We start from the raw sequence: 22660 nt of genomic DNA, 5'->3' as shown, positions 1-22660 counted from the left end.
TACTCACTACTCACTGTTTTTACTATTTATTATTTCTTTTATAACATAAGGTTTTTTGTTTTGTGATTCATAATAAGTTCTTATCATAATTTCTGCTAAAAATCCTGTGGTAATTAATTGAATACCGGCAATAATAGATACGGTTCCTACCGTTAAAAGAGGCCTGTTGCCTATGCTTTCTCCAAATAGTTTCAAAATAAACAGATACAGGTCAATCAAGGCCCCCACACTAAACATTATAAAACCGATTGTCCCAAAAAAATGCATAGGCTTTTGTCCAAATCTCTGCATAAACACTAAATACATCAAATCGCTTATTACTTTAAAAATTCTGTTAAATCCGTATTTGCTTTTTCCAAATTTTCTTTCATGATGTCTAACAGGTACTTCTGTAATTTTTGCCCCATACATTTTAGCTAAAATGGGAATAAATCTGTGAAGTTCCCCATATAACTGGAGATTTTTTGCAACATCTTTTTTAAAGACTTTTAAAGTACATCCATAATCTGTAATATAAACGCCTGTTATTTTTCTAATAATTTTATTTGCGATTTTGCTTAAAAATTTTCTGACAGGTTCATCCTGTCTTTTTGCCCTTATACCGGCAATTACATCATAACCTTCGTTTAGTTTTTCAATCATCATAGGAATATCGTTTGGGTCATTTTGTAAATCTCCGTCAATTGTAACGATTACATCTCCGCTTGCCACTTCTATACCTGCGGCCATTGCAGATGTTTGGCCGTAGTTTCTGTTTAGAATAACAAGTTTTGTTTTATCGTTCATTCTTTTTTTAATTTCTTCTACAGTATTGTCTGTGCTTCCGTCATCCACTAAAATTAATTCGTAATCAAAGTCTTTTAGGGCTTTATCTACTTCTTCAATTAAATATTTTATATTTTCTTCTTCATTCATTAAAGGCACTACCACGGAAATTTTCATTAAAATCCCTTTTTTTATGATATTATATCAATTATGAAAAATTTAGTTAAATTTCTGTTTTTAATTTTTTGGAGTATACTTGTTTTAGTTGTTATGTGGCTTGGAGTTATCAGACAGGTTGGCAATTTTCATAAGGTAGCTGACGGAATTTACAGGAGTGCCCAGCTGTATGAATATGATTTTCCCAAATATTATAAAAAATACCGTTTTAAAACAATAATTAATTTAAGAGGAGCCCATCCTGATAAAAAGTGGTATAAATATGAAATAAAGTTTTGTAAAGAGCATAATATAACCCATATTGATTTTCAAATGAGCGATAAAGAGTTTCAATCACCTAAAAAAATAAATGAAGTTTTAAAAATTATAAAAAATGCTAAAAAACCTGTGCTGATTCACTGCAGGGCGGGGGCTGATAGAACGGGGCTTGTAAGTGCAGCCTATTTATATTTAATAGGTGAAAAAAATAATTCAATGTTAAGCCTTAAATACGGCCATTTTCCATACTTAGGCTCTCCTACAAAAGCTATGGATGAAAGCTATAAACAATGGAAAATGAGCGCAAATGAGCAAAGTAAATTAAGCTCACCTGGCTGTTTGAAAAACAGCCAGGTGGAAAATGATAAATGTTAAATTCTGGATTTTAAATTCATAATTCAACATTTATCATTTATTATTGTGTAGCCATAAATTAACGCTAAAATTTCTCATCCATTCAAATTTATGTAAATTGACCATTAAACCTCTAAATCTTGTTTGATGAATTTTCTCAATAAATTTCATAAATTTAAATTCTTTTAAAAATCTTTTATTCCACTGCTGTTTATAATTTTTTTGATTTATAATTGAATCTGCTAAGATTTTGGCTGAATGAATGGCATAATAAATTCCCTCAAAACTCATAGGCATTACCTGAGAAGCGGCATCTCCTACAAAATAGATATTATCTTTTTGAATAACAATATTTTCTTGCCAGGTTGGAATAAAATAGCCTTTTGGCTTAACTTCTATATTTAAAAATTTACAAAAATTATTAAAACTTGTTTTATCTACACTTCCTATATGCGTTTTGTTAATATGGGGAAATTCCCATGCATAATATTTGCCGCCTAAGGCTTCATCAAAATAAAATTCACAAGTTTCAATTTCTTTATCAATTTTTGCATAATGTGTTATTGTTTTTGGAATAGGAGGTAAGTTTATTGCACGTCTAACTGATGAATTAACTCCATCAGCTGCTATTAAAATATTGTAATCAAATAAAATTTTTTCTTTATTTATTTCAATTATAGCTTTTTTTTCTTTAAATCCTTTAAATTTTCCATAATATAATTTTGCACCTTCTTTTAGGGCAAGTTCTCTTAATGTTTTGTCAAATTCTGCTCTTTTTACAATTGCTAAATTTTCACCTTTTAAATCAATTTTTATTTTGGTGTTTTTATAATTCATATAAATATAATTTAATTTATGTTTTATTAAATTTTTTGGAATGTCCATTTCATCGAAAAGTTTTATTTTAGTCCCTCCTCCGCATGGTTTATCCCAATCCCTGTCTTGAATTAATGTAACATCATACTTTTTTGCTAAAAGTTTTGCGGCTGTCGCCCCGGCAGGCCCTCCTCCTATTATTAATGTTTTCACTTTTTAACTCCCAGTGCAATAAGTCCGTTTTTATAAATTATTTTATAACCTTTTGTTTTAGTTATTTTAAGAAGGGCAATTTCTCCTTTTTTGGGCTCTTTTGGTGTTATTTTATTAAAATAGACACTGAATGACGGTAAATCTGTTTTTAAATAAACTTTTTTAATATTATGTTTTTTAGCCCAAACAGCAGCTTCTTTTACAGGAATTGCTCTTGCGTGAGCATAAATCCATCCTACATAATTTAATATAAATATGCTTGCAAAGCCTAAAAAAATAATTTTAAACTCTTTCATTTTAATAAATGATAAAATAAGTAAAATTATAAAACTTAAAAAATAAAACCAGTCAAAATAAGGCTTGATTGCAGTATAAGCTAAATGCACTTCAGTGTTTTTAATGTTTTCCAGTACAAAAGGGAGAGCCAATAAAAGCAGAATAAATAAAATTAAAGGAAACGACAAATATATTTCTCTAATTTTATTTGTCATTAAAGCCATAAAAATAAAAAGCGGGGTATATCCGTAAATTACATAATGGGGTAATTTAGTCCCGGAAATTGAAAAAAACAAAAATACAAAGAAAAACCAGATACTGCCAAAAAGAGTAAAATCATTTTTTATTAAATTTTTTAATTTTATTAAATAAGTAATAAAAAGACTGCTCCAGGGAAGCAGTCCGATTAAAACAACAGGAATATAATAAAAATAGTTTCCCCTGTGATGCTCCATAGGCGATGTGAATCTGTGAATATTGTGTTTTAAAATAAATCCTTCAATAAATTTGTCTCCCGTTTGCATATATTCTGCCACGTACCACGGAAGTGCAATAATTAAAAAAATAATTATGCCTTTTATATTAAAAACCATTTTAAAAAATTCTTTAATTTCTTTTTTTATTAACATATAAATAAAAGTGGCAACTAAAGGAATCATAATTGCAACCGGACCTTTAGTTAAAGTGCCAAATCCTATAAAGGCAAAAGCAAACAACAGATATTTTTCTTTTTTTTCTTTTAAATAAAGATAAATACTAAACATGGAAAAAGCTATAAACATATTAAGTAAACTGTCTGCAATAGCCGCTTTTGCAATTAGGCCAATCTGTAAGGTTGTAACCATTAAAAAACTGCTGATCAGCGCTGTTTTTTCATTATATATTTTTTTAGTAAAAAAATAAATTCCAAGAGCCCAAAAAGTGGCGGCAACAGCACTCGGTAGCCTAAAAGCAAATTCATTTATGCCAAAAATTTTAATGCTAATTAACTGCAGCCAGTAAATTAAAATAGGCTTGTCAAAACGGTATTCCCCGTTTAAAAATGTTGTAATGTAATTGTGGTTATGAAGCATCTCCCTTGTAGCTTCGCTAAAAGCACCTTCATCAAGGTTAAAAAGGGGAGTAAGGGAAAGTGTTAAGAAAAAATTAATCAGTATTGCTAAAAATAGCCAGAATTTAAACTGTTTTGTGTTCATTGATTTCTTTGTTTTTTGTAATTAAACGGATTTGTATGGTTATATTTTGTTTTTTTTATTACAACAAAAACTGAATTTTTATATAAAAGTTTGTAATCTTTTATTTTTCCTAAATTATCGGCAGTTGTAAAAATAGCATTTTCTTTTTTTGCTATTTCTTTTGCTTTGAAATAAGGCAGGGCATAATAAAAAATACATAAATAAAAATAAAAAAATATAACATACAAAATTCCTGTAATAACGGCAAAATGTGAATATTTTTTACTAAAACTTAAGAATAAAAACAAAATTAAAAATCCGTAATAAATTAAATTCATTTTGGGATAAATTACTAAGAATAAAACTTTCCAAAACGGAGAAAAATGGGAGAAAAAAATAGTAATAAATATCGGTATTAAAAATGCAATTGTAAAAAGAAGAAAAAATAATTTTTTACTACTGACTATTTTCACTATTCACCACTTTCACTATTAAATAGGAAATACCCTGATTTTATCTGTATTTAATCTTTTTCTAAGTGTTTCTTCAATGGCAAAAAGTGTCGCACCTCCGGCGCTGCTGCAGGCGGCACAGGCACCTCCGTATCTAATATATACATGTGTTTCCCCGTTGCTTTCCCTGACATCAAGAATTTCCGCCATTCCACCGTCAAAAGCAAGCATCGGCAAAATATCTTTTTTTATTACCTCTTCAATTGCTTCTATTTTTTCTTTTAAGTTCATTTCATCAAAATTTTTCATTAGAATCCTTTTTTTATTTATTAAAGAAAAAAATTAATCCATATCGTTTGGATCAAGCGGCGGGCGGTTGTCTTTTGGTGTTACAAGCCAAAAATGTCTTACTTCGCTTCTGAAGTTATCTAAAATAAATTTAGCTTTTTCACTTCCTGTGGCATTATAATATTCTATAAGTCTTTTTTTAAGATAAATTTTCGGTTTTTCGTTTTCATCTATATCTATTCTCCTGATTTCTATAAGTTCAGGGTTTATTTTATCTACAAAATCGTGATGTTTGTCATATACAAATGCCACTCCGCCGGTCATACCGGCACCGAAATTGATACCTGTTTTTCCTAAAATTATAACTTCCCCGCCTGTCATATATTCACAAGGATGATCTCCCGTTCCTTCCACTATTGCAACGGCTCCGGAATTTCTGACTGCAAATCTTTCACCTACAATACCCGCAATAAAGAGTTTTCCGGCAGTTGCCCCATAAAGGCATGTATTACCTGCCGCCGCCCCTTCTTTTTTAGGGGTAATTATAATTTTCCCCCCGGCCATGCCTTTACCTACATAATCGTTTGCAACTCCGTTTAGTTTCAATGTTACGCCCTTACTTAAAAATACCCCAAAACTTTGCCCTGCTACACCTTTTAATTCAAAAATAATAGAATCGTCATTTAAACCGTTGTCACCGTAATATTTTGCTATTACACCGCTTATTCTTGCCCCGAAACTTCTGTTTAAATTAATGATTTTTGCTTTTACCACAGATTTATGGTTTGGATTTTTAATTGTTTCTATTACTTTATTTAGTAATTCTTTTTCAAACTCGTTTTTATCAAACGGAACGTTTTCTTTTTGTTTTGTGTTTAAACCTTCTACTTTTCTAAAGAGTGCTGAAAAATCAAATTTTTTAGCTTCTGGAATGTCTTTTATTTTTATTAAGTCGTTTCTGCCTATTATTTCATCCAAACTTTTGTATCCCATTTTTGCCAGATGTTCTCTAACATCTTCGGCAAGATTAAGTAAATATTTTTTTACTTTATCAACATTGCCTTTAAATTTAGCCCTGTAATCGGGATTTTGAGTAGTAATACCTACCGGACATTTATTTGTCTGACAGCTTCTGCAAAATATGCAATCAACCGCCATTAACAAACTTGTACCAAACGCATAATATTCCGCTCCCAAAAGGGCAGCGAATATTACATCTTTTCCAATTTTTAATCCTCCGTCTGTCTCCAGAGAAACAAATTCCCTTAATTGGTTTTCTTTTAATGAATTGTGGGCTTCTATCAAGCCGATTTCCCATGGGTTGCCGGCATGTCTTATAGATGTTAGAGGGGCGGCACCTGTTCCGCCTTCGCTTCCGCTTATTACTATTTTATCGGCATATGCTTTGGCTACCCCGGCGGCAATAGTCCCTACCCCGGCGGTTGAAACTAATTTTACGCTGATTGTGGCTGTTGGGTTAATCTGTTTTAAATCAAATATAAGCTGAGCCAAATCTTCAATTGAGTAAATATCATGATGCGGAGGAGGTGAAATTAATGTTTTACCAGGTGTGGTGTGTCTTAGTTTGGCAATATATGTAGAAACTTTAAAGCCCGGCAGCTGTCCTCCTTCACCTGGTTTTGCACCCTGGGCCACTTTTATCTGAATTTCTTCGGCATTGACCAGATATTCAGGCGTTACACCGAATCTTCCTGATGCAACCTGGCGAATTTTACTTTGTTTTATTGTTTTATTTCTTTTTTTATCTTCCCCTCCTTCACCGGAATTGCTTTTAGCTCCGAGTTCATTCATAGCCTGGGCAATTATTTCATGGGCTTCGGGACTTAATGCTCCTATACTCATAGCTGCGCCTATAAACCTTTTAACAATATTCTGGGCACTTTCCACTTCATTAATTGAAACCGGCTTTTTATCTGAATTTATGTCAAGGAAATCTCTTATATATGTCGGCCGTCTGTTTTCAACTAATTTTTTAAATTCTTCATAATCCTTTTTTTCTCCGCTTAACATTCTTTTGAATGTTTTGGTCAGCTCCGGAGTTATTTCATGGTATTCTCCGTTTCGTCTGTATTTTATAACTCCTCCGGCATCGAGTTTGTCTTCTTCAAATGCTTTTTTGTGACGGATATTAATTTTCTCTTCTATATCTTTATATGTTAATCCAGAAAGCAGGGTTTTGCTTCCTATAAAGCACTCTTTTGTAATTTCTTCGCTTAAGCCGATTATATCCATTAGGGCAGAATTTCTGTAACTTGCAATTGTGGAAATTCCCATTTTTGACATTATTTTTAAAATACCTTTATTAAGTGCCGAATGAACGTTAAATAAAGCGTCTTCCCTGTCTATGTTTTCTTCTTTTGCTATTTGGGTAACTGTTTTAAACAGTAAATACGGATAAATGGCGCTTGCCCCATACGCTATCAGTACAGCCGCATCATGAGGGTTTGTAATTTCATTTGTAATAGCCACTATGCTTGTAAGATGTCTTAATTTGTTATCCAGAAGTTTTTTATGGAGTCTGCCGATTACCATGGCCATCGGTATGGCTTTGTGGTCTTTATCTATATTTCTGTCGTCAAGAAAAATGATTCTAACACCGTTTTTTACGTCTTTTACTATTTTATCTGTTAATTTTTCAAGAGTCTCTTTTAAATTTTTTTTAAACAGTGTTGAATAAAAGGCGTTTTTATAGTCACTTTCAAATTTAGGTGAATTTTCGTCACCGAAGCTTTTTAATACTTCAAGCTTTGTCTGGGTGAGAATAGGAGAGGTTGTTTTTACCCTTTTTGCATGCTCCGGTGCTTCATCCAAAATATTGTGAACTTCTCCAAAACCTGTGTTTAAACTCATTACGATTTTTTCTCTTAATGAATCAATAGGAGGGTTGGTTACCTGGGCAAATTTTTGTCTGAAGAAGTCGTTAAAACTTCTAAAAGGATAATCGCTAAAACATGCAAGAGGCGAGTCGTCTCCCATACTTCCGGTAGGCTCTTTTGCATCACTCATCATAGGTTTTATTACCAAATTTATAATTTCTTTGGTTATTCCGGCGTATCTTTGTTTATAAACCAAATCGTTTAAATTGATATTTTCGTCTATACTGTATGGATTTTCAATATATTCCTGAAGATAAATCATATTTTCATTAAGCCATTTTGTATAAGGATTGCTTGATTTAAGATATTCGTCTATATCTTTATTTTTAAGCACTACTCCAAATTTTGTATCAACTCCAATCATCTGGCCGGATTGAAGTCTTCCTCTTTCTACTATTTCTGTATCGTTCAAATCAAGTACCCCGTATTCACTTGCTATTAAAATTCTGCCGTCTTTTGTGATTGTATATTTTGCTGGTCTGAGCCCGTTTCTATCAAGTACTACGGCAATATATCTCCCGTCGCTCACACTGATAGCGGCAGGTCCGTCCCATGCTTCAAAACGTGTTGAAAAATATTCATAAAACGCTTTTAATTCGCTGTCAAGATAAGGGGCGTTTTGCCAAGGCATTGGAATTAGCGCCCTTACAGCCTTGAAAAAATCCATTCCGTTCATTATTAAAAATTCCATCATCCTGTCAAGTGAGCTTGAATCACTTTCATCGAATCTTATTACCGGAAGGAGCTTTTGTAATTCTTCTTTGCTGAATACATCCGATTTTACTGATTCGCTTTTAATCAGCGTGTTTATTCTGTTGGCCTGTATTGAATTTATTTCACCGTTATGGGCTATAAATCTGAAAGGCTGTGCCAGTCTCCATTCCGGCAGGGTGTTTGTAGAAAATCTTTGATGAAACAAAGCAAAATAAATTTCAAAATCCTTATCTGCCAAATCAGGATAAAATTCTTTTAAATAATTTGGCATTAAAAGACCTTTATAAACCACTTTTTTGCTTGAAAAAGAAGGAATGTAAAATTCTTTGTCTTCTATAAAATTTTCTATCTCTTTTCTTGTCAGATATAAAAGTTCTTCGAATCTTTTTATTGCTATAATGGAATTTGGAATTATAAATGCATGATAAATCTTAGGAAGGGTTTTTAAGGCAAATTCCCCCAAAACTTCAATATTTATAGGTACTTCTCTCCAAAGAGCCACCTTTAAATCATTTTTTTCGCATATTTCTTCCACTGTTGTTTTTTGATTTTCATTTTTTAAAAAAATTACGCCTATACCAAAATTTTCAGGTAAGTCTATACCGTTTTCTTTTGCTATCTTTTTAAAAAATTTTTCAGGCATTGAAAAAAGAAGTCCACTGCCGTCACCGCTTTTTCCATCAGCTGCAATAGCACCCCTGTGCATCATTCTTTCAAGTGAAATTAGTGCGTCATTTACTAATTTATGAGAAGTTTTTCCTTTAATATTGGCTATTACTCCGAAGCCACAGTTGTCTTTAAATTCTAATCCTGACATATATTTCCTTTTAAGAGGTTATTTATCCTAATTTTATAATTTCTAATTATAGCATATTTTTAACGCTCTTTTTGATATAATTTTTTTATGAGAGGCTTAATATTAAACACAGTGAGGGTAAGAGACGAAGATTTAATTGTAAAAATTATAACAAATACTGAAGTGCTGAGTTTGTACAGATTTTACGGTGCGAGACATTCTTATATAAATAGTGGTTTTTTTATAGATTTTGTTGTAGAAGAAAATTATAAAAGCACTATAAAAAGATTAAGAAATGTGGCTCAGATTCCTTTTAAATTTTTATTCGAAAGGGAAAAACTGTTTTATTTTAAAGAATATGTAAGACTTTTAAATATTCATTTTACAGATGTAAGCAGGGTTGATAATTTTTATTATGATTCATTGTTTCGATTGGCCGAATCTCTGCATCAAAGAGATGCAAAAAGGGCAATAATCGAACATTATGCGGGATTGCTTGAAAAAGAGGGGAGACTCTATAAAGACAAAAACTGTTTTTTGTGCGAAAAAAAAGTTGATAAAAAAATTGCGCTTGCAAGAAGTTTTTTAGTGGCCCACGAAAAATGTATTATGTCCGACGGTTTTGACGCGGAAAAAATAGATATATTGTTTAACGAAAAAAAAACTATCCTTTTTTCTGACGAAGAAATAGAAAAACTCTGGAAAATATTATCTCTTGGAATATAAAAAAGTGAGTGGTGAGTAGTGAGTGGTGAGTAGTGAGTGGTGAAAAATGATGCCTAATGTTTAATTAAAATAATAATTTAGCATTTAACATTTATCTAATTATTACTGTTTTAATTTCTGTCATATCCTCAATTGCAAACTTAGGACCTTCCCTTCCAATACCTGAGAGTTTAACCCCTCCATAAGGCTGGATGTCAAATCTTAATGTCGGAATGTCGTTGATTATTACGCCTCCGGCTTCAAAATCGTTGATTGCTTTTTGCATCAAATCTATTCTGTTGGTAAAAATTGAATATTGCAGACCGTAAGGTGAGTTGTTTATTTTATTTAAAGCTTCTTCATAACTTTTGACTTTTACTAAACTGACAATTGGGGCAAACACTTCTTCGCAGATTATATTCATATCATCCGTTACATCTGCTAAAATGGTAGGAGTTAAAATGTTCCCCTCCCTTTTTCCTCCGGAAATTATTCTCGCACCTTCTTTAACTGCGGAATTTATCCATCTCTCAGCCCTGATTGCCGCATCTTCATTAATTAAAGGCCCCATAAATGTATCTTCTTCAAAAGGATTGCCGACTTTTAATTTAGCCGCCTCAACTGCCAGTTTTTGGGCAAATTCTTCGTAAATTTCGCTATCTACATAAATTCTCTGAAGTGAAATACATACCTGACCTGAGTTTGCAAAAGCCCCTATTGCACATCTTTTTGCCGCCCAGTCAAGGTCAGCCGAATTTTCTACAAATGTTGCTGCGTTTCCGCCGAGTTCAAGTGTTATTTTTTTGATTCCGGCATTTTGTGTAATTATTTTTCCTACAGGAACGCTTCCTGTAAAGCTTATTTTTCTCGGAACTCCACTTTTAATAAGAGTACTTCCAACTTCGGCATCTCCGTAAACTACACTTAAGGCATCTTTAATTGCATATTTACTTTCAATAAAAAGTTTTGCAAATGCATAGGCTGTATATGGAGCTTCCGGAGTCGGTTTTAATACCACACTGTTTCCGGAGATGAGGGCAGGGGCAATTTTGTGGGCTACAAGATTAAGAGGAAAATTAAATGGTGTTATCGCAACTACCACCCCAAGCGGGACTCTTTTATAAAATGATGTAGTTTTAACACCGCTAAAAGTTGCATCTGTGGGAATTGTTTCTCCGACAATATCGTAAGCCGCAGCAGCTGTTATTTTTAAATTTTCAATGCACCTGGTTACTTCCACCTTTGCCTGCGAAATCGGTTTTGCAACTTCAAGGGTGATGTATTGTGCAAATTCTTCTTTTTGCTCTTCAAGTTTTTTTGCAACATCTTCAATCCAGGCGATTCTTTGTGCCAAAGAGGAGTTTTTTGTTTTATCAAATGCATTTTTTGCTGTTTCAAGGGCTCTTTTTGCATCTTCAGGGGCGCATTTAATATATTTTGTAGTTACCTGTTTGAGATACGGGTTGATAATTTCTCCGATTTCTCCGTCTTCTTCATTTGAGCCTATAAGTTTTTTTGCAATAAAATCTTGTTTTTTTGTGTTAAATATTTCCGAAAATCTTTCCAAGAAACCCATTGTTTTTCCTTTTTGTATTAATTATAGCAAATTTATGATAAAATATCGCTAAAAAAGGCTAAAAATGAACGAAGCAAAATACATATGGATGGATGGAAATTTTGTTCCATGGAATGAGGCAAAAGTACATGTTTTAACTCATACACTTCATTATGGAAACGGAGTTTTTGAAGGAACCAGGGCTTATCAAACCGAAGACGGACTTGCTATTTTCAGACTTCAGGACCACACAAAAAGGCTGTTAAATTCTGCTAAAATAGTAAAAATTGATGTGCCTTTTACCCAGGAAGAATTGGAAGATGCCCAGATAGAACTACTTAGAAAAAACGATTTTAAAGAAAATGTTTATATAAGACCTTTGATTTTTCTTGGTTACGGAAAAATGGGACTTTATCATATAGGAGCTCCTGTAAGGGTTGCAATTGCCGCATGGGAATGGGGTGCATATCTCGGTGAAGAAGGGTTGGAAAACGGAATCAGGGTTAAGATTTCTTCTTTAGTAAGAAACTCTGTAAAATCAATGTTTGGAAAAGCTAAAGCTGCCGCTAATTATCTAAATTCTCAAATGGCAAAATATGAAGCGGTTGAATGCGGATATGAAGAGGCTTTAATGCTTGATGAGGAAGGATTTGTCGCTGAAGGAAGCGGGGAATGCTTTTTTATTGTAAGAGACGGTGTTTTAATAACCCCTCCAAATGACAATTCTCTTGAAAGTATTACCCAGGCGACTGTTTTGGAACTTGCCCGTGAAAGAGATATTCCAATTCAGAGAAGAAGAATAACAAGAGATGAGGTTTATATCGCTGACGAGGCGTTTTTTACCGGAACCGCCGCAGAAGTTACTCCCGTAAAAGAAGTTGACGGAAGAATTATAGGCAGCGGTAAAAGAGGGGAAATTACAAAAGAATTACAAGAAGCGTATTTTGATGTAGTTTATGGAAAAGATAAAGGCTACAAACATTATTTGACGCTTATTGAAGGATAATTATGCCTGCTGATTTAAATGATTGGATGAATAAAAACAATAACAAAAAACCGGGTTTCGAACCTCCGAAGTTTGAACCTCCGAAATTTATAAAAGGAGGCAGCGGTCTCGCTTTAATAATAATAGGGATAATCATTGTTTTTGGAATTTTATTCAGACCTTGGATTATTGTAAACGAAGGAGAAATCGGTATTTTGTCCACGACAGGAAAATTTTCCAAAGAGCCGCTATATCCCGGAATGCATTTTTATGTCCCTGTTATTCAAAAGGTGATTATTGTAGATACCAAGGTTCATATGATAAGTTATAAAAGAATACAAGAAGCCGGAACTATGCCCGACAGATACGGAACAATAAAAGTTTATCCCGCTATTAACGTGCTTGATGCAAGAGGTTTGCCTATTACGGTTGAACTTTCTGTCAGTTACAGGATAAACCCCGATGAAGCGGCTTACACCATAAAAACATACGGTCTGAACTGGGAAGATAAAATAATTAATCCTATAGTAAGAGATGTGGTAAGAAATGTAATAGGAAAATACCCGGCCGAAGATTTACCTGTAAAAAGAAATGAAATTGCCATGCAGATAGAAACACAAATAAGAGACACGTTAAATAAAATAGACCATAAACCTGTTATTTTTGAAAGTTTTCAATTAAGGGATATTGTTTTGCCTGAAAATATAAGAAAACAGATAGAAAGGGTTCAAATTGCAAAACAAGAATCCGAAAGGGCAAAATATGAAGTGTTAAGAGCCGAGCAGGAAGCCCAGAAACAAGCGGCAATAGCCCAGGGTAAAGCCAATGCGGCAAAAATAGAAGCCCAGGGGAAAGCTGATGCAAAACTTATTGAAGCCAGCGCTGAAGCAAAAGCAAATATAATTATTTCTAAATCACTTACAAATAATTTGTTAAAACTTAAAGAAATAGAAGTTCAGGGCAAATTTAACGATGCGCTTAAAGTCAATCCTAATGTAAAGATATTCTTAACCCCTGGTGGGGCAGTTCCTAATATATGGATGAATATCGATGATAAAAAAAAGGCTTTGAGTAATGGTAAATAAAGTTGATTTTGAAAAAAACGGGGGGCTTGTGCCTGTAATAGTTCAGGAAGCGGATACAAATGAGGTTTTAATGCTTGCGTATATGAATAAAGAAGCGCTTGAACTTACCCAAAAAACAGGGTTTGCCCACTATTTTTCCCGATCAAGAAATAAACTCTGGAAAAAAGGGGAAAGCAGCGGCAATACCCAGGAAGTTAAAGAAATTTTGCTTGACTGTGACAATGATACACTTTTACTTAAAGTGAAACAAAACGGAGTTGCCTGTCATACAGGCAGGAAATCATGTTTTTTTACCAAATTGGACAGCGGTGAAATAATACTCGACAAAGAGGAAGAAATAGAGTATAATTTCACAGATAAGCTTTATCATACTTTACTTGATAGAAAAAACGCTTCGCCCAAAACTTCTTATGTAGCCTCTTTATACAAAAAAGGTGAAAACACAATACTTAAAAAAGTTGTTGAAGAAGCAGGTGAATTTTGTTTTGCTATTAAAGATGATAAAAAAGATGAAATAATTTATGAAGCTGCTGATTTGGCTTTTCATGCTTTAGTGGCTCTGGCGTATAAAAATATACATCCGGAGGCTATTTTGGAAGAGCTGAAAAGAAGAGAAGGCGTAAGCGGTATAGAAGAAAAAAGGAACCGAAAAAAATGATTCCCTATTTTACATTTCTTCACTGGCTGAGCCTGGCTTTTTTTTTAATTTTATTTATATTTTTGACTTTTTTATCCATTAAAGCTGCCGGTAATAAAACCGGGCTTGTTATAAGTATGATATTTGCTTCTTTTTTGGTTACGTCTTTTGGTGCGGTACTTAGTATTATTATTTTGGAAAAATATACCAAAAAAGCCGAACTGATTGATGTTAGAAACAGAAGAGTGCTTATCAATGAAACGTTAGTAGTTAAAGGTAAAGTTAAAAATATAGGTAAATTTAAAATAAATTATTGCAAGCTTGAAATAAAACTTGTAAATAACGGATGGGGCGGAAAGGTTCCAAAAGGAACTTTTTTTAAACCTGGAGGCCTTAGTATATTTGGAGCAAAAGAAAAACAGCAGCAAAAGCCAAATACTATTAAAGCGACAAGAATAATTGTAAAAAATTTGATTCCCGGAGAGATTAAAAATTTTTCTGCCATTGTGCCTTATCCTCCCTATTTTACAAACACCTATATTAATTATAAGTTGTATTGTCATTAAAAATAAAAAGGAAACAGATGAATTTTAGCGATTTTAATTTAAAAAAAGAATTATTGCATAGATTAAGTGAGATTGGATTTGAAAAACCTTCTCCTATTCAGGAAAAAGCGATCCCCCTGATTTTAGAAGGAAAAGATATAGTGGCACAGGCCCAGACAGGAACCGGTAAAACGGCTGCATTCGGACTTCCTATTTTGAATATGCTTAAGAAAGGGGAGAAAGCATTAATTGTAACCCCTACAAGAGAACTTGCCATTCAGGTAAGTGAAGAAATATTTAGATACGGCAGAGATTTGGGAATTCATACAGCCAGTGTATACGGAGGAAGCAGTTACAATAGACAGATTTCACAGATAAAAACTTCTCAGGTAATAGTTGCGACTCCGGGAAGGCTTATTGATTTACTTAACAGCGGAAGAATAGATATAGCTCCTAAATTTGTAGTGCTTGATGAAGCGGATGAAATGCTTGATATGGGCTTTTTGGACGATATAAAAGAAATTTTCAAATTTGTGCCAAATGATGCCCAAAAACTGCTTTTCAGCGCAACAATGCCAAAAGAGATTTTAAACCTTGCAAAAACATTTTTAAAAGAGCCTGAATTTGTAAAAATTACAACACAAAACTTAATAAATGAAAATATTAAAGAATATTGTTATGTTATTGATGAGCATGAAAGAAAAGACGCGTTAATCAGACTTATTGATTATAAAGCCCCAAGCAAGGCTATAGTATTTTGTAGAACAAAAAGGGATGTGGATGATGTTGCAGAATATTTAAAGGGCATTGGATTAAATGCAAGCGGACTTCACGGAGATATGGAACAAAGAAAAAGAGAAACTATTATAAGAAATTTTAAAACCAATAAACTTGATATATTGGTAGCTACAGATGTGGCTGCAAGAGGGCTTGATGTTAACGACGTAAGCCACGTGTTTAATTATCATTTGCCTCTTGATCCTGAAAGTTATGTTCATAGAATTGGAAGAACAGGAAGGGCAGGGAAAGAGGGGATGGCTATTTCGCTTGTTACTCCGTATGAATTTAAAGCTCTTAGCAAGATAGAAAAAATTTCGAAAATAACTCTTAAAGAAATACCTACACTTGAAGATGTTAAAAATACAGAAATTAAAAAAATAATAGAAAAAATTAATAATATTGACGCAAGTCCGAAATCTATAGAAATCATAGAAGAACTTCAAAATGAATTTGATTTATTCACCATTGCAACTAAATTTGCGGCCATGCTTTTTGAAAAAGAAGCAAAAGGAAAAGAAAGAATAGGCAAAAGTTTAAAAGAGGCAAAAAGATTGATTGAAAGAGAAAAATTTAATAGCTCCAATTCTAATTCAGGCAGAAGAAATTACAAAAACAGGAATCAAAGAGGCAATAGATATAATAGAGGAAGAAGAAGATAATTATACATTCTTCTTTAATACGTGTTTATCTAAAACAACACATCCGAAAATCCCTTCAAAAACTTTAATCTCATCTATTTTTCCTGTTACTTTCACTTCCCATTTTCTTTTTTCTTTCATCATTACTTCACTTTCAAATACAACACTCTCACCTACTTTAACAGGGGCCAAAAATTCATTTTGGCTTCTGACCAGTACAACATAAGGTTCGTTTACAGTGGCCATGGCACAAAAATCAGCTGCCGAGAATGTAAATCCTCCGTGAACTAAGCCGTACTCATCGACAGCCATTTCTTCCGAGGTATCCAATATTACTTTTGCGTAATCTTTTTTAAGCTCAATCAGTCTTCCGAATTTAGGCAGATATTTTGTATGTGTTTTTAATTCCACTTCAAATTCGTTCATTTATTCTCCTAATAATTTTTTTATTATTTTATCTAAATCTTTTTGAATAAACATAGGATTGAATTTTTTCATAAAAGGATGGGATATATCAAAATAATTTTTATCAGACAGATTAATAGCCCAGATATAATCAATACTGTTGTTTTCCAAATAGAATTTATTTAATAAAAAATCATTAATCATTCCAAGACGGCTTGAAATAACTAAAAAAAGTTTTGCATTAAAAAAATTTAAGAAATTTAGCATTTTAAAATTTTCTGTTACTGGAACTAATAAACCTCCGGCACCTTCAATAAGTAAAATATCACATAATGGTTTAATTTTATAATAAGCTTTTTTTATTTTTTCAAAATCAATCTCTCCCGCAACAATTGGAGCTGCCGGAAGGTGCAGCTGGATAGGTACAATATCCTTTAGTGTCAGGTTATTTAAATTTTTATTGTATTTTAATGCTGCTTCAAATAATTTTTTTCCATCTTCCGGATATTTTTCCACTCCAGTTTCAATGGGCTTCATAACGCCTACTTTATACCCTTTTTTTGAAAGAGCTTCAATAAGTTTTATAGCGGTGTATGTTTTTCCGGAATTTGTATTATCTGCCGAAATAAATATATTCATTCAAAACCTTTTTGTATAATTATAATAAAAAAGGCAGTTAATGGCTGACGAAGAAAAAACCGAACAGCCCACCTCGCGTAAAATTCAAAAAGCAAGAGAAGAGGGAAATGTAGCAAAATCAATAGAAACAGCAGGCTTTATTGTGCTTTTTTTGGCATTATTGGTTCTATTTTTTTATGTTAAATATATTGCTTTTTATTTTGAAGATTTTTTTAAATATTTTTATTCTTTTATAGGTGTCGAATTTAATAAAAATCTGATTTTTAATATTTTGGTAAAAGGCGCTTTTTATTTTTTTGTTGTAATGTTTCCTATTTTTTTAGTTGTAGTAATTGCTGGAATTTTGGCAAATGTAAGCCAGTTTGGTTTTTTATTTACCACAAAACCAATTACTCCTAAATTTGATAAATTAAACCCTTTTAAAGGTCTTAAAAATCTTTTTTCTTTAAAAAAAATGGTAGAAGGGGTTAAAACCACTTTAAAGGTTTTTATTTCTTTTTTGGTGGGCTTTTGGCTTTTTATGACATTTTTTACCCAAATTCCAAATCTTGAACTTATGGATTTTTTTAATCAGATTAAATGGCTTGAAAATAAAGCTGCTTTAATTATAATGGCTATGCTCGGAGTTTTTTTTGTGTTTGCCCTGATAGATTTTATTTATCAAAGATACTCTTATAAAAAGTCTCTCAGAATGAGTAAACAGGAAATTAAAGATGAATTCAAACAGACCGAAGGAAATCCTGAAATAAAAGCCAAAATAAGGCAACTCCAAAGAGAGATGGCAAGAAAAAGAATGATAGCCGAAGTTCCAAAAGCCGATGTTGTGATTACAAACCCTACCCATTATGCGGTGGCACTGAGGTATGATAAAACTAAAGACGAAGCTCCTAGGGTTATAGCAAAAGGAACCAATCATCTGGCGCTAAAAATAAAAGAAATAGCAAGGGAAAACGGAATAATGATTGTGGAAAATCCGCCGCTTGCAAGAGAATTATATAAATTAGTGGATTTGGATGAAATTATTCCGCCAAAATTATACAAAGCTGTGGCGGAAATTCTGGCTTATGTGTTCAGGGCTAACTCAAAATGATGCCCCGATAGAAAAGTCAAATGTTTTGGTGTTATCCCCTTCTTCTTTTTTAATAGGTTTTGCAAACACTAAAGTAAGAGGTCCTACAGGAGTTATCCAGTTAATTGCAACACCGGCTGACGCTCTTGAAATATTTAAGCTGTTCTCTCCCACAGCACCGTAATCAACAAAAGCGCTGGCCCAGAGTTTTATTTTTCTGTTAATCGGTGTGGAAATTTCGGGCCCTGTTATAAATTCATATTTACCACCTATATAATTTCCGTTGCTGTCTTTAGGAGAAATAGAATAAGAAGCAAAACCTCTTACGCTTCCTATACCACCTAAATAAAATTTTTCATCGATAGGCAAATAACCATTGTTTTTTATTGCCCCGGCTTTTATTCTGTATTTTAATACGGCATATGTTTCATATGTTGAATTTTTTAGAGGATAAAAATATTTAAAACTGCCTATTGTTTTTATAAATTTCTCATCTCCCCCGATCCCGGCATATTCAACACTTGTACCGGCATTCATTCCGAGTGTTGGAAAATAATAATTATCTGTTGAATTGTATCTTATCGAACCGATAACATAGCTTTTTGTACTGGTCGGTTTTAAATATGTTAAATTTTGATCGTAATTGGTTAATTCTGTTTTTGTAAATCCGTATGTAATATTTGAATTTAAATTTCTGCTTAGCATTTTACCGATGCCTAATGTAAACCCTTTTTTCTTGGAAGTGTATGAAATACCTTGAAATTCACTGTTAAAAATAGATGTGTTCATTGAAAATTTTGAATCAAACACCCTTGGATTATATAATGAAAAAGCGTAAGTTTTACTGGTTGCTGATAAATCGGCGCTGGCTGAGAGTTTTTGTCCGCTTCCGAAAATATCTTTTTCCGTAATAGAAAAAGAAACACCGAATTTGGAATAACTTCCGTAGCTGATACCGGCTTTTAGTGTTCCGCTGAGGCCTTCTTTTACTTTTACGTTTAAATCTATTTGATTGTCTGATACTTTTTTTTCTTCTATTTTTACATCTTCTAAATAACCCGTTCTTTGAAGGGCGTATTTTGAATCTGTAATATTTTGGTAAGAATATTTATCTCCTGGTGCTATAAAAATATTTCTTCTTATAACCCTGTCAAGTGTTTTTGTGTTTCCGGAAATTGTCACATTTCTTATATATACAATTTTACCAGGTATTACTTTATAAGTAATAAAAGCAAATTCCCCTTTCTTTTTAATTTCAGGGAATACTTTTACATAAGCGTAACCTATATTTTGAAAAGCATGTGTTATATTCTTTAAATCTTCCCTAAGAGCCGATACATTAAAATATTTGTCGGGCTTTAATTCAAGCTCAGGTGTTTTTACTTTAATATTTTTAGGATAGTCTATATTTATTTTTTTTACCTTATATCTTTTCCCCTCGTGTATTTTATAATCAATTACGGCTTTGTAATCATCAATATTTGCCTTGGCCAGAGGCATGGACACTTTTGAGTCCATATAGCCTAAATTGAAATAATAATTTTGTATATTGTTCTTGTCTTCAGGCAGTTTGAATACATTAAGCTCGCCTGAATTAAAGATTGGTAAAAATGACCAGAAGGTCTTTGGCTGATTTTCTGTTAAATCAATTAAATCGCTTTTATCTATCTGTTTTGCACCGTAGAAATTAACCTCTTTTATATCTATTTTTTTACCTTTTACAATTATTACTTTTATATAAAGTTTTGTGGGGCTGATATAGGTTTTTTCTATATTGATATATGTGTTAAAATATTTTTTTGCCAGATAATATTGTTCGATAAAATCTTTTAATTTTTCAAAAGTTTCTTTTTTGTAAATTTCTCCTTTTTTGGGAAGAATGTTTTGTTCTTTTAAAAGTTTTTTAAGTTCTTCTGAGAGGTTTTCAAATTCCAGTCTTGAAATAATTGGTTTTTCCTGACATATAAATGTAAGTTTATCGTTGGTGTAATCAACTTTTATTTTTTTAAAATAACCTGTCTCATACAGTTTTTTAATACTTTCATCTATTTTTTTTATATTGTATTCATCTCCAGGATGCACAGAAATTATTGTATTTGCCGTAACGGGGGATATATGTATCAAACCCTGATAAGTTATTGTTTTAATATTTGCAAATAAAATAAAAGGTAAAGATGCAAAAATAATTTTCTTCATTATAATCCTTTTTTCAAATTAAGAGAAATTATACCAAATATGTGATATAATTTTTTCAAAAAGAGGTTATATGGTTTGCGCTGTAGTAGGTTTGGGACTAATGGGAGGGAGCTTCGCACTTTCTTCAAAAAATTATTTCAAAAAAATTATAGGAGTTGATCATAATCCCCTTCATCAAAAAGAGGCTTTAACATTGGGCCTTGTGGATGAAATAGTTGAATTTTCTGATTTAATAAAAGCTGACGTTATTATTTTGTCTGTACCGATAAGAGGGATTATTTCGGCATTAAAAGAACTTTCGAAAATGCCGCTTAAAAATGATGTGAGTATTATAGATTTTGGTTCTACCAAAGAGACAATCATAAAAGAGTGTCCAAAAAATATAAGAAAAAATCTGGTTGCTTCCCATCCTATGGCCGGAACGGAGTATTCCGGCCCGAACGCTGCAATAGAAGATTTGTATGAAAATAAAATAATGGTTGTTTGTGATATAGAAGATAGCGGTAAAAAACAAAAAGAAGTGGCAATTGATTTGTTCCAATACTTAAAAATGAAAATAAAGTTTATGAAAGCCTCTTCCCATGACAGACATGCGGCTTTTATTTCCCATATGCCGCATATCATAAGTTTTTCTTTGGCAAATGCGGTTTTAAACCAGGAAGAGGGAGAAAATATTGTTACTCTTGCCGCAGGTGGATTTAAAGATATGAGCAGGCTTGCAAAAAGCAATGCCAAAATGTGGGAAGACATTTTCAGAGAAAATAAAAGCAATCTTTTAAAGGCTATAGAAGCATTTAAAAAAGAGCTGAAACTGGCAAAAAATTTAATAGAAAACAGTGAATGGGACGAGCTCAGAATTTGGATGGAAAATGGAAACAAACTGCATAAGATAATGTAGTTGATGTAAAAGTGAATTGTGAATGGTGAGTAGTGAGTAGGAAAAAATTGAATTTTATTTTTTAATGAAAAAAATATCTGATGCCACCAAATCCAATGGCTTTTGATTTTTCAATTTCTTTTACTTCTTTTTCGCTGATAATTCCGCCGAGTGCTATGGTGTTTGGAAAAATTTCACAAATTTCATTTAATTTTTCAATTCCTACACCTTTGCGTCCTTTTGAATAAAATACAGGAGAGAAAGTAATATAATCAAATCCTAGATTTTTGGCTTTTTTTACTTCTTCTATTGAATGGGCTGAAGCTATTTTTAATTTATCTGGATAATTTAGGGCTAAATTTATCTTAGAAGTCGGAAAGTGAATACCGTCAAAATATTGAAGTAATTTATCATTTTTTAAATCATCATAATTTATAAAAACAGTTGAATATTTTTTGGCAAAACTGACAAATTCAATTATTTCATTTTCATCAAAATATTTTTTATTTCTGTAACACACAAAATTTGGTTTATATTTTTTTATTGAGTTAAATATATTTGTAAGGGGATATTTGGGATCAGTTATAAAATAAGTTAGCATAAAATTGAAGAAGAATAGGTTTTACCTATTCGAGTGTTTCTTCCTGACCTGTTACTGCTCCGTAAATATATACGTAAGTCAATACCATAAAAATAAATGCCTGTAAGAATGCAGAAAAGCTCATTAAGGCAAATCCTGCGAGAGGAAATACCCAGGGTGCCAACATCAATAAAACAAGTAAAAACAAATCGTCACCTTTAATGTTACCAAAAAGCCTGAATGCAAGGGAAATAATTCTTGAAAAATGAGAAACTACCTCAACGGGGAACATAAGGGGAGAGAGCCATTTTACAGGTCCTGCAAAATGGGCAATATAATGTCCCACTCCCTGAGATTTTATTCCTTCAAAATGATAATAAAAAAATACGATTAATGCCAAGGTAAGCGTTAAATTAACATTTCCGGTAGGAGGTTCGAATCCGGGGATTATTTCCATTAAGTTACCCATAAAAATAAAAATAGCAAGGCTTCCTGCAAGAGGAAGATATTTTCTTGCAACTTTTTTGTTTGTAATATCTTCTCCTACATATAGCATTCCGTTAATTACAGCTTCCATAACATTTTGGCATCCGTTTGGAACAATTTGAAGATTTCTTGTGGCAAGTTTTGCAACAAAAACGGATAAAAAAGCCGCCAATAAAACATGAACTGTTAGCTGAACTTCCTGAGAATGGCCTAAAAATCCAAAAATCAGCCAAATTCTATCTTCCATATAAAGTCCTTTTTTATGTAATTGTATCAAATTTAATGCTTAATTAAAAT

At 32.4% G+C, this 22660-nt stretch carries 21 protein-coding genes; 9 read left to right on the top strand and 12 right to left on the bottom strand.

What is annotated here, in order from left to right; all coding sequences use genetic code 11:
• Positions 1–6: 6 nt before the first annotated feature.
• Positions 7–942, bottom strand: coding sequence for a glycosyltransferase family 2 protein (locus DZ67_RS0103445; protein WP_024787275.1), 936 nt, complete (start codon positions 940–942; stop codon positions 7–9).
• A gap of 33 nt (positions 943–975) precedes the next feature.
• On the opposite strand from DZ67_RS0103445, the gene DZ67_RS09775 reads away from it, so the two are divergent.
• The gene (locus DZ67_RS09775; RefSeq protein ID WP_024790726.1) at positions 976–1575 is read left to right on the top strand and encodes a phosphatase domain-containing putative toxin; all 600 of its coding nucleotides are present in this window, start codon (positions 976–978) and stop codon (positions 1573–1575) included.
• Between the two features lie 33 nt (positions 1576–1608).
• Here DZ67_RS09775 and DZ67_RS0103435 read toward each other — a convergent pair whose 3' ends face one another.
• Genes DZ67_RS0103435 through gltB form a run of 5 tightly spaced genes read right to left on the bottom strand, consistent with a single transcriptional unit; the run spans position 1609 to position 9202 of the window.
• Positions 1609–2583, bottom strand: coding sequence for an FAD-dependent monooxygenase (locus DZ67_RS0103435; RefSeq protein WP_024787273.1), 975 nt, complete (start codon positions 2581–2583; stop codon positions 1609–1611).
• The gene (locus DZ67_RS0103430; protein WP_024790725.1) at positions 2580–4055 is read right to left on the bottom strand and encodes an ArnT family glycosyltransferase; all 1476 of its coding nucleotides are present in this window, start codon (positions 4053–4055) and stop codon (positions 2580–2582) included. The genes DZ67_RS0103435 and DZ67_RS0103430 overlap by 4 nt, the downstream gene beginning before the upstream one ends.
• Positions 4052–4507 (bottom strand): hypothetical protein, encoded by a 456-nt coding sequence (locus tag DZ67_RS0103425; RefSeq protein ID WP_024787272.1) that lies wholly within the window; start codon positions 4505–4507, stop codon positions 4052–4054. The genes DZ67_RS0103430 and DZ67_RS0103425 overlap by 4 nt, the downstream gene beginning before the upstream one ends.
• Positions 4508–4525: 18 nt before the next feature.
• Positions 4526–4795, bottom strand: a complete 270-nt coding sequence (locus tag DZ67_RS0103420) for a NifU family protein (RefSeq protein WP_024787271.1) — start codon at positions 4793–4795, stop codon at positions 4526–4528.
• A 33-nt stretch (positions 4796–4828) separates the two neighbouring features.
• Positions 4829–9202: a glutamate synthase large subunit gene (gltB, locus tag DZ67_RS0103415; RefSeq protein ID WP_024787270.1), complete on the bottom strand. Its 4374-nt coding sequence runs from the start codon at positions 9200–9202 to the stop codon at positions 4829–4831.
• A gap of 87 nt (positions 9203–9289) precedes the next feature.
• Here gltB and recO point away from each other — a divergent pair, with 87 nt between their 5' ends.
• Positions 9290–9907: a recombination protein RecO gene (recO, locus tag DZ67_RS0103410; protein WP_024787269.1), complete on the top strand. Its 618-nt coding sequence runs from the start codon at positions 9290–9292 to the stop codon at positions 9905–9907.
• A 91-nt stretch (positions 9908–9998) separates the two neighbouring features.
• Here recO and DZ67_RS0103405 read toward each other — a convergent pair whose 3' ends face one another.
• The gene (locus tag DZ67_RS0103405) at positions 9999–11462 is read right to left on the bottom strand and encodes an aldehyde dehydrogenase family protein (protein ID WP_024787268.1); all 1464 of its coding nucleotides are present in this window, start codon (positions 11460–11462) and stop codon (positions 9999–10001) included.
• Between the two features lie 64 nt (positions 11463–11526).
• Between DZ67_RS0103405 and DZ67_RS0103400 the strand changes: the two genes are divergently transcribed.
• The 5 genes from DZ67_RS0103400 to DZ67_RS0103380 are packed head-to-tail and all read left to right on the top strand — an operon-like array spanning position 11527 to position 16132.
• Complete coding sequence (locus tag DZ67_RS0103400; RefSeq protein WP_024787267.1) at positions 11527–12447, top strand: branched-chain amino acid transaminase; 921 nt, start codon at positions 11527–11529, stop codon at positions 12445–12447.
• A 2-nt stretch (positions 12448–12449) separates the two neighbouring features.
• Positions 12450–13511 (top strand): prohibitin family protein, encoded by a 1062-nt coding sequence (locus DZ67_RS0103395; protein WP_024790724.1) that lies wholly within the window; start codon positions 12450–12452, stop codon positions 13509–13511.
• A complete protein-coding gene (hisIE, locus tag DZ67_RS0103390; protein ID WP_024787265.1) occupies positions 13501–14169 on the top strand; it encodes a bifunctional phosphoribosyl-AMP cyclohydrolase/phosphoribosyl-ATP diphosphatase HisIE in 669 nt (222 codons plus the stop codon). The genes DZ67_RS0103395 and hisIE overlap by 11 nt, the downstream gene beginning before the upstream one ends.
• A complete protein-coding gene (locus tag DZ67_RS0103385) occupies positions 14166–14714 on the top strand; it encodes a DUF2393 family protein (RefSeq protein WP_024790723.1) in 549 nt (182 codons plus the stop codon). Before hisIE ends, DZ67_RS0103385 begins: the two co-directional genes overlap by 4 nt.
• Positions 14715–14731: 17 nt before the next feature.
• Positions 14732–16132: a DEAD/DEAH box helicase gene (locus tag DZ67_RS0103380; RefSeq protein ID WP_024791768.1), complete on the top strand. Its 1401-nt coding sequence runs from the start codon at positions 14732–14734 to the stop codon at positions 16130–16132.
• Here DZ67_RS0103380 and DZ67_RS0103375 read toward each other — a convergent pair whose 3' ends face one another.
• Together DZ67_RS0103375 and bioD are read right to left on the bottom strand one after the other, a co-directional pair.
• Positions 16133–16537, bottom strand: coding sequence for a hotdog domain-containing protein (locus tag DZ67_RS0103375; RefSeq protein WP_084021777.1), 405 nt, complete (start codon positions 16535–16537; stop codon positions 16133–16135).
• Positions 16538–17155, bottom strand: a complete 618-nt coding sequence (bioD, locus tag DZ67_RS0103370; RefSeq protein ID WP_024787262.1) for a dethiobiotin synthase — start codon at positions 17153–17155, stop codon at positions 16538–16540. It lies immediately after the preceding gene.
• Positions 17156–17195: 40 nt separating this feature from the next.
• On the opposite strand from bioD, the gene flhB reads away from it, so the two are divergent.
• Complete coding sequence (gene flhB / locus DZ67_RS0103365; protein WP_024787261.1) at positions 17196–18245, top strand: flagellar biosynthesis protein FlhB; 1050 nt, start codon at positions 17196–17198, stop codon at positions 18243–18245.
• Here flhB and bamA read toward each other — a convergent pair.
• Positions 18237–20420: an outer membrane protein assembly factor BamA gene (gene bamA / locus DZ67_RS0103360; protein ID WP_024790722.1), complete on the bottom strand. Its 2184-nt coding sequence runs from the start codon at positions 20418–20420 to the stop codon at positions 18237–18239. The genes flhB and bamA overlap by 9 nt on opposite strands.
• A gap of 70 nt (positions 20421–20490) precedes the next feature.
• Here bamA and DZ67_RS0103355 point away from each other — a divergent pair, with 70 nt between their 5' ends.
• Positions 20491–21318: a prephenate dehydrogenase gene (locus DZ67_RS0103355; protein ID WP_024787259.1), complete on the top strand. Its 828-nt coding sequence runs from the start codon at positions 20491–20493 to the stop codon at positions 21316–21318.
• Between the two features lie 61 nt (positions 21319–21379).
• On the opposite strand, the gene DZ67_RS0103350 is transcribed toward DZ67_RS0103355, so the two are convergent.
• Together DZ67_RS0103350 and DZ67_RS0103345 are read right to left on the bottom strand one after the other, a co-directional pair.
• Positions 21380–21898, bottom strand: a complete 519-nt coding sequence (locus DZ67_RS0103350) for a thiamine phosphate synthase (protein WP_024787258.1) — start codon at positions 21896–21898, stop codon at positions 21380–21382.
• 25 nt (positions 21899–21923) lie between these two features.
• Entirely contained in the window at positions 21924–22610 is a 687-nt protein-coding gene (locus DZ67_RS0103345; RefSeq protein ID WP_024789458.1) for a F0F1 ATP synthase subunit A, read from the bottom strand.
• Between the last annotated feature and the right edge of the window lie 50 nt (positions 22611–22660).

Source organism: Lebetimonas sp. JS138 (assembly GCF_000523335.1).
Classification (GTDB): domain Bacteria; phylum Campylobacterota; class Campylobacteria; order Campylobacterales; family Nautiliaceae; genus Lebetimonas.
This window is presented reverse-complemented; position numbering and strand designations above follow the sequence as displayed.

Coding starts and splice junctions, on each gene's coding strand:
- DZ67_RS0103445 (WP_024787275.1), bottom strand. CDS start 942: ATGAAAATTTCCGTGGTAGTGCCTTTAATGAATGAAGAAGAAAATATA.
- DZ67_RS09775 (WP_024790726.1), top strand. CDS start 976: ATGAAAAATTTAGTTAAATTTCTGTTTTTAATTTTTTGGAGTATACTT.
- DZ67_RS0103430 (WP_024790725.1), bottom strand. CDS start 4,055: ATGAACACAAAACAGTTTAAATTCTGGCTATTTTTAGCAATACTGATT.
- DZ67_RS0103420 (WP_024787271.1), bottom strand. CDS start 4,795: ATGAAAAATTTTGATGAAATGAACTTAAAAGAAAAAATAGAAGCAATT.
- gltB (WP_024787270.1), bottom strand. CDS start 9,202: ATGTCAGGATTAGAATTTAAAGACAACTGTGGCTTCGGAGTAATAGCC.
- recO (WP_024787269.1), top strand. CDS start 9,290: ATGAGAGGCTTAATATTAAACACAGTGAGGGTAAGAGACGAAGATTTA.
- DZ67_RS0103405 (WP_024787268.1), bottom strand. CDS start 11,462: ATGGGTTTCTTGGAAAGATTTTCGGAAATATTTAACACAAAAAAACAA.
- DZ67_RS0103400 (WP_024787267.1), top strand. CDS start 11,527: ATGAACGAAGCAAAATACATATGGATGGATGGAAATTTTGTTCCATGG.
- DZ67_RS0103395 (WP_024790724.1), top strand. CDS start 12,450: ATGCCTGCTGATTTAAATGATTGGATGAATAAAAACAATAACAAAAAA.
- hisIE (WP_024787265.1), top strand. CDS start 13,501: ATGGTAAATAAAGTTGATTTTGAAAAAAACGGGGGGCTTGTGCCTGTA.
- DZ67_RS0103385 (WP_024790723.1), top strand. CDS start 14,166: ATGATTCCCTATTTTACATTTCTTCACTGGCTGAGCCTGGCTTTTTTT.
- DZ67_RS0103380 (WP_024791768.1), top strand. CDS start 14,732: ATGAATTTTAGCGATTTTAATTTAAAAAAAGAATTATTGCATAGATTA.
- DZ67_RS0103375 (WP_084021777.1), bottom strand. CDS start 16,537: ATGAACGAATTTGAAGTGGAATTAAAAACACATACAAAATATCTGCCT.
- bioD (WP_024787262.1), bottom strand. CDS start 17,155: ATGAATATATTTATTTCGGCAGATAATACAAATTCCGGAAAAACATAC.
- flhB (WP_024787261.1), top strand. CDS start 17,196: ATGGCTGACGAAGAAAAAACCGAACAGCCCACCTCGCGTAAAATTCAA.
- bamA (WP_024790722.1), bottom strand. CDS start 20,420: ATGAAGAAAATTATTTTTGCATCTTTACCTTTTATTTTATTTGCAAAT.
- DZ67_RS0103355 (WP_024787259.1), top strand. CDS start 20,491: ATGGTTTGCGCTGTAGTAGGTTTGGGACTAATGGGAGGGAGCTTCGCA.
- DZ67_RS0103350 (WP_024787258.1), bottom strand. CDS start 21,898: ATGCTAACTTATTTTATAACTGATCCCAAATATCCCCTTACAAATATA.
- DZ67_RS0103345 (WP_024789458.1), bottom strand. CDS start 22,610: ATGGAAGATAGAATTTGGCTGATTTTTGGATTTTTAGGCCATTCTCAG.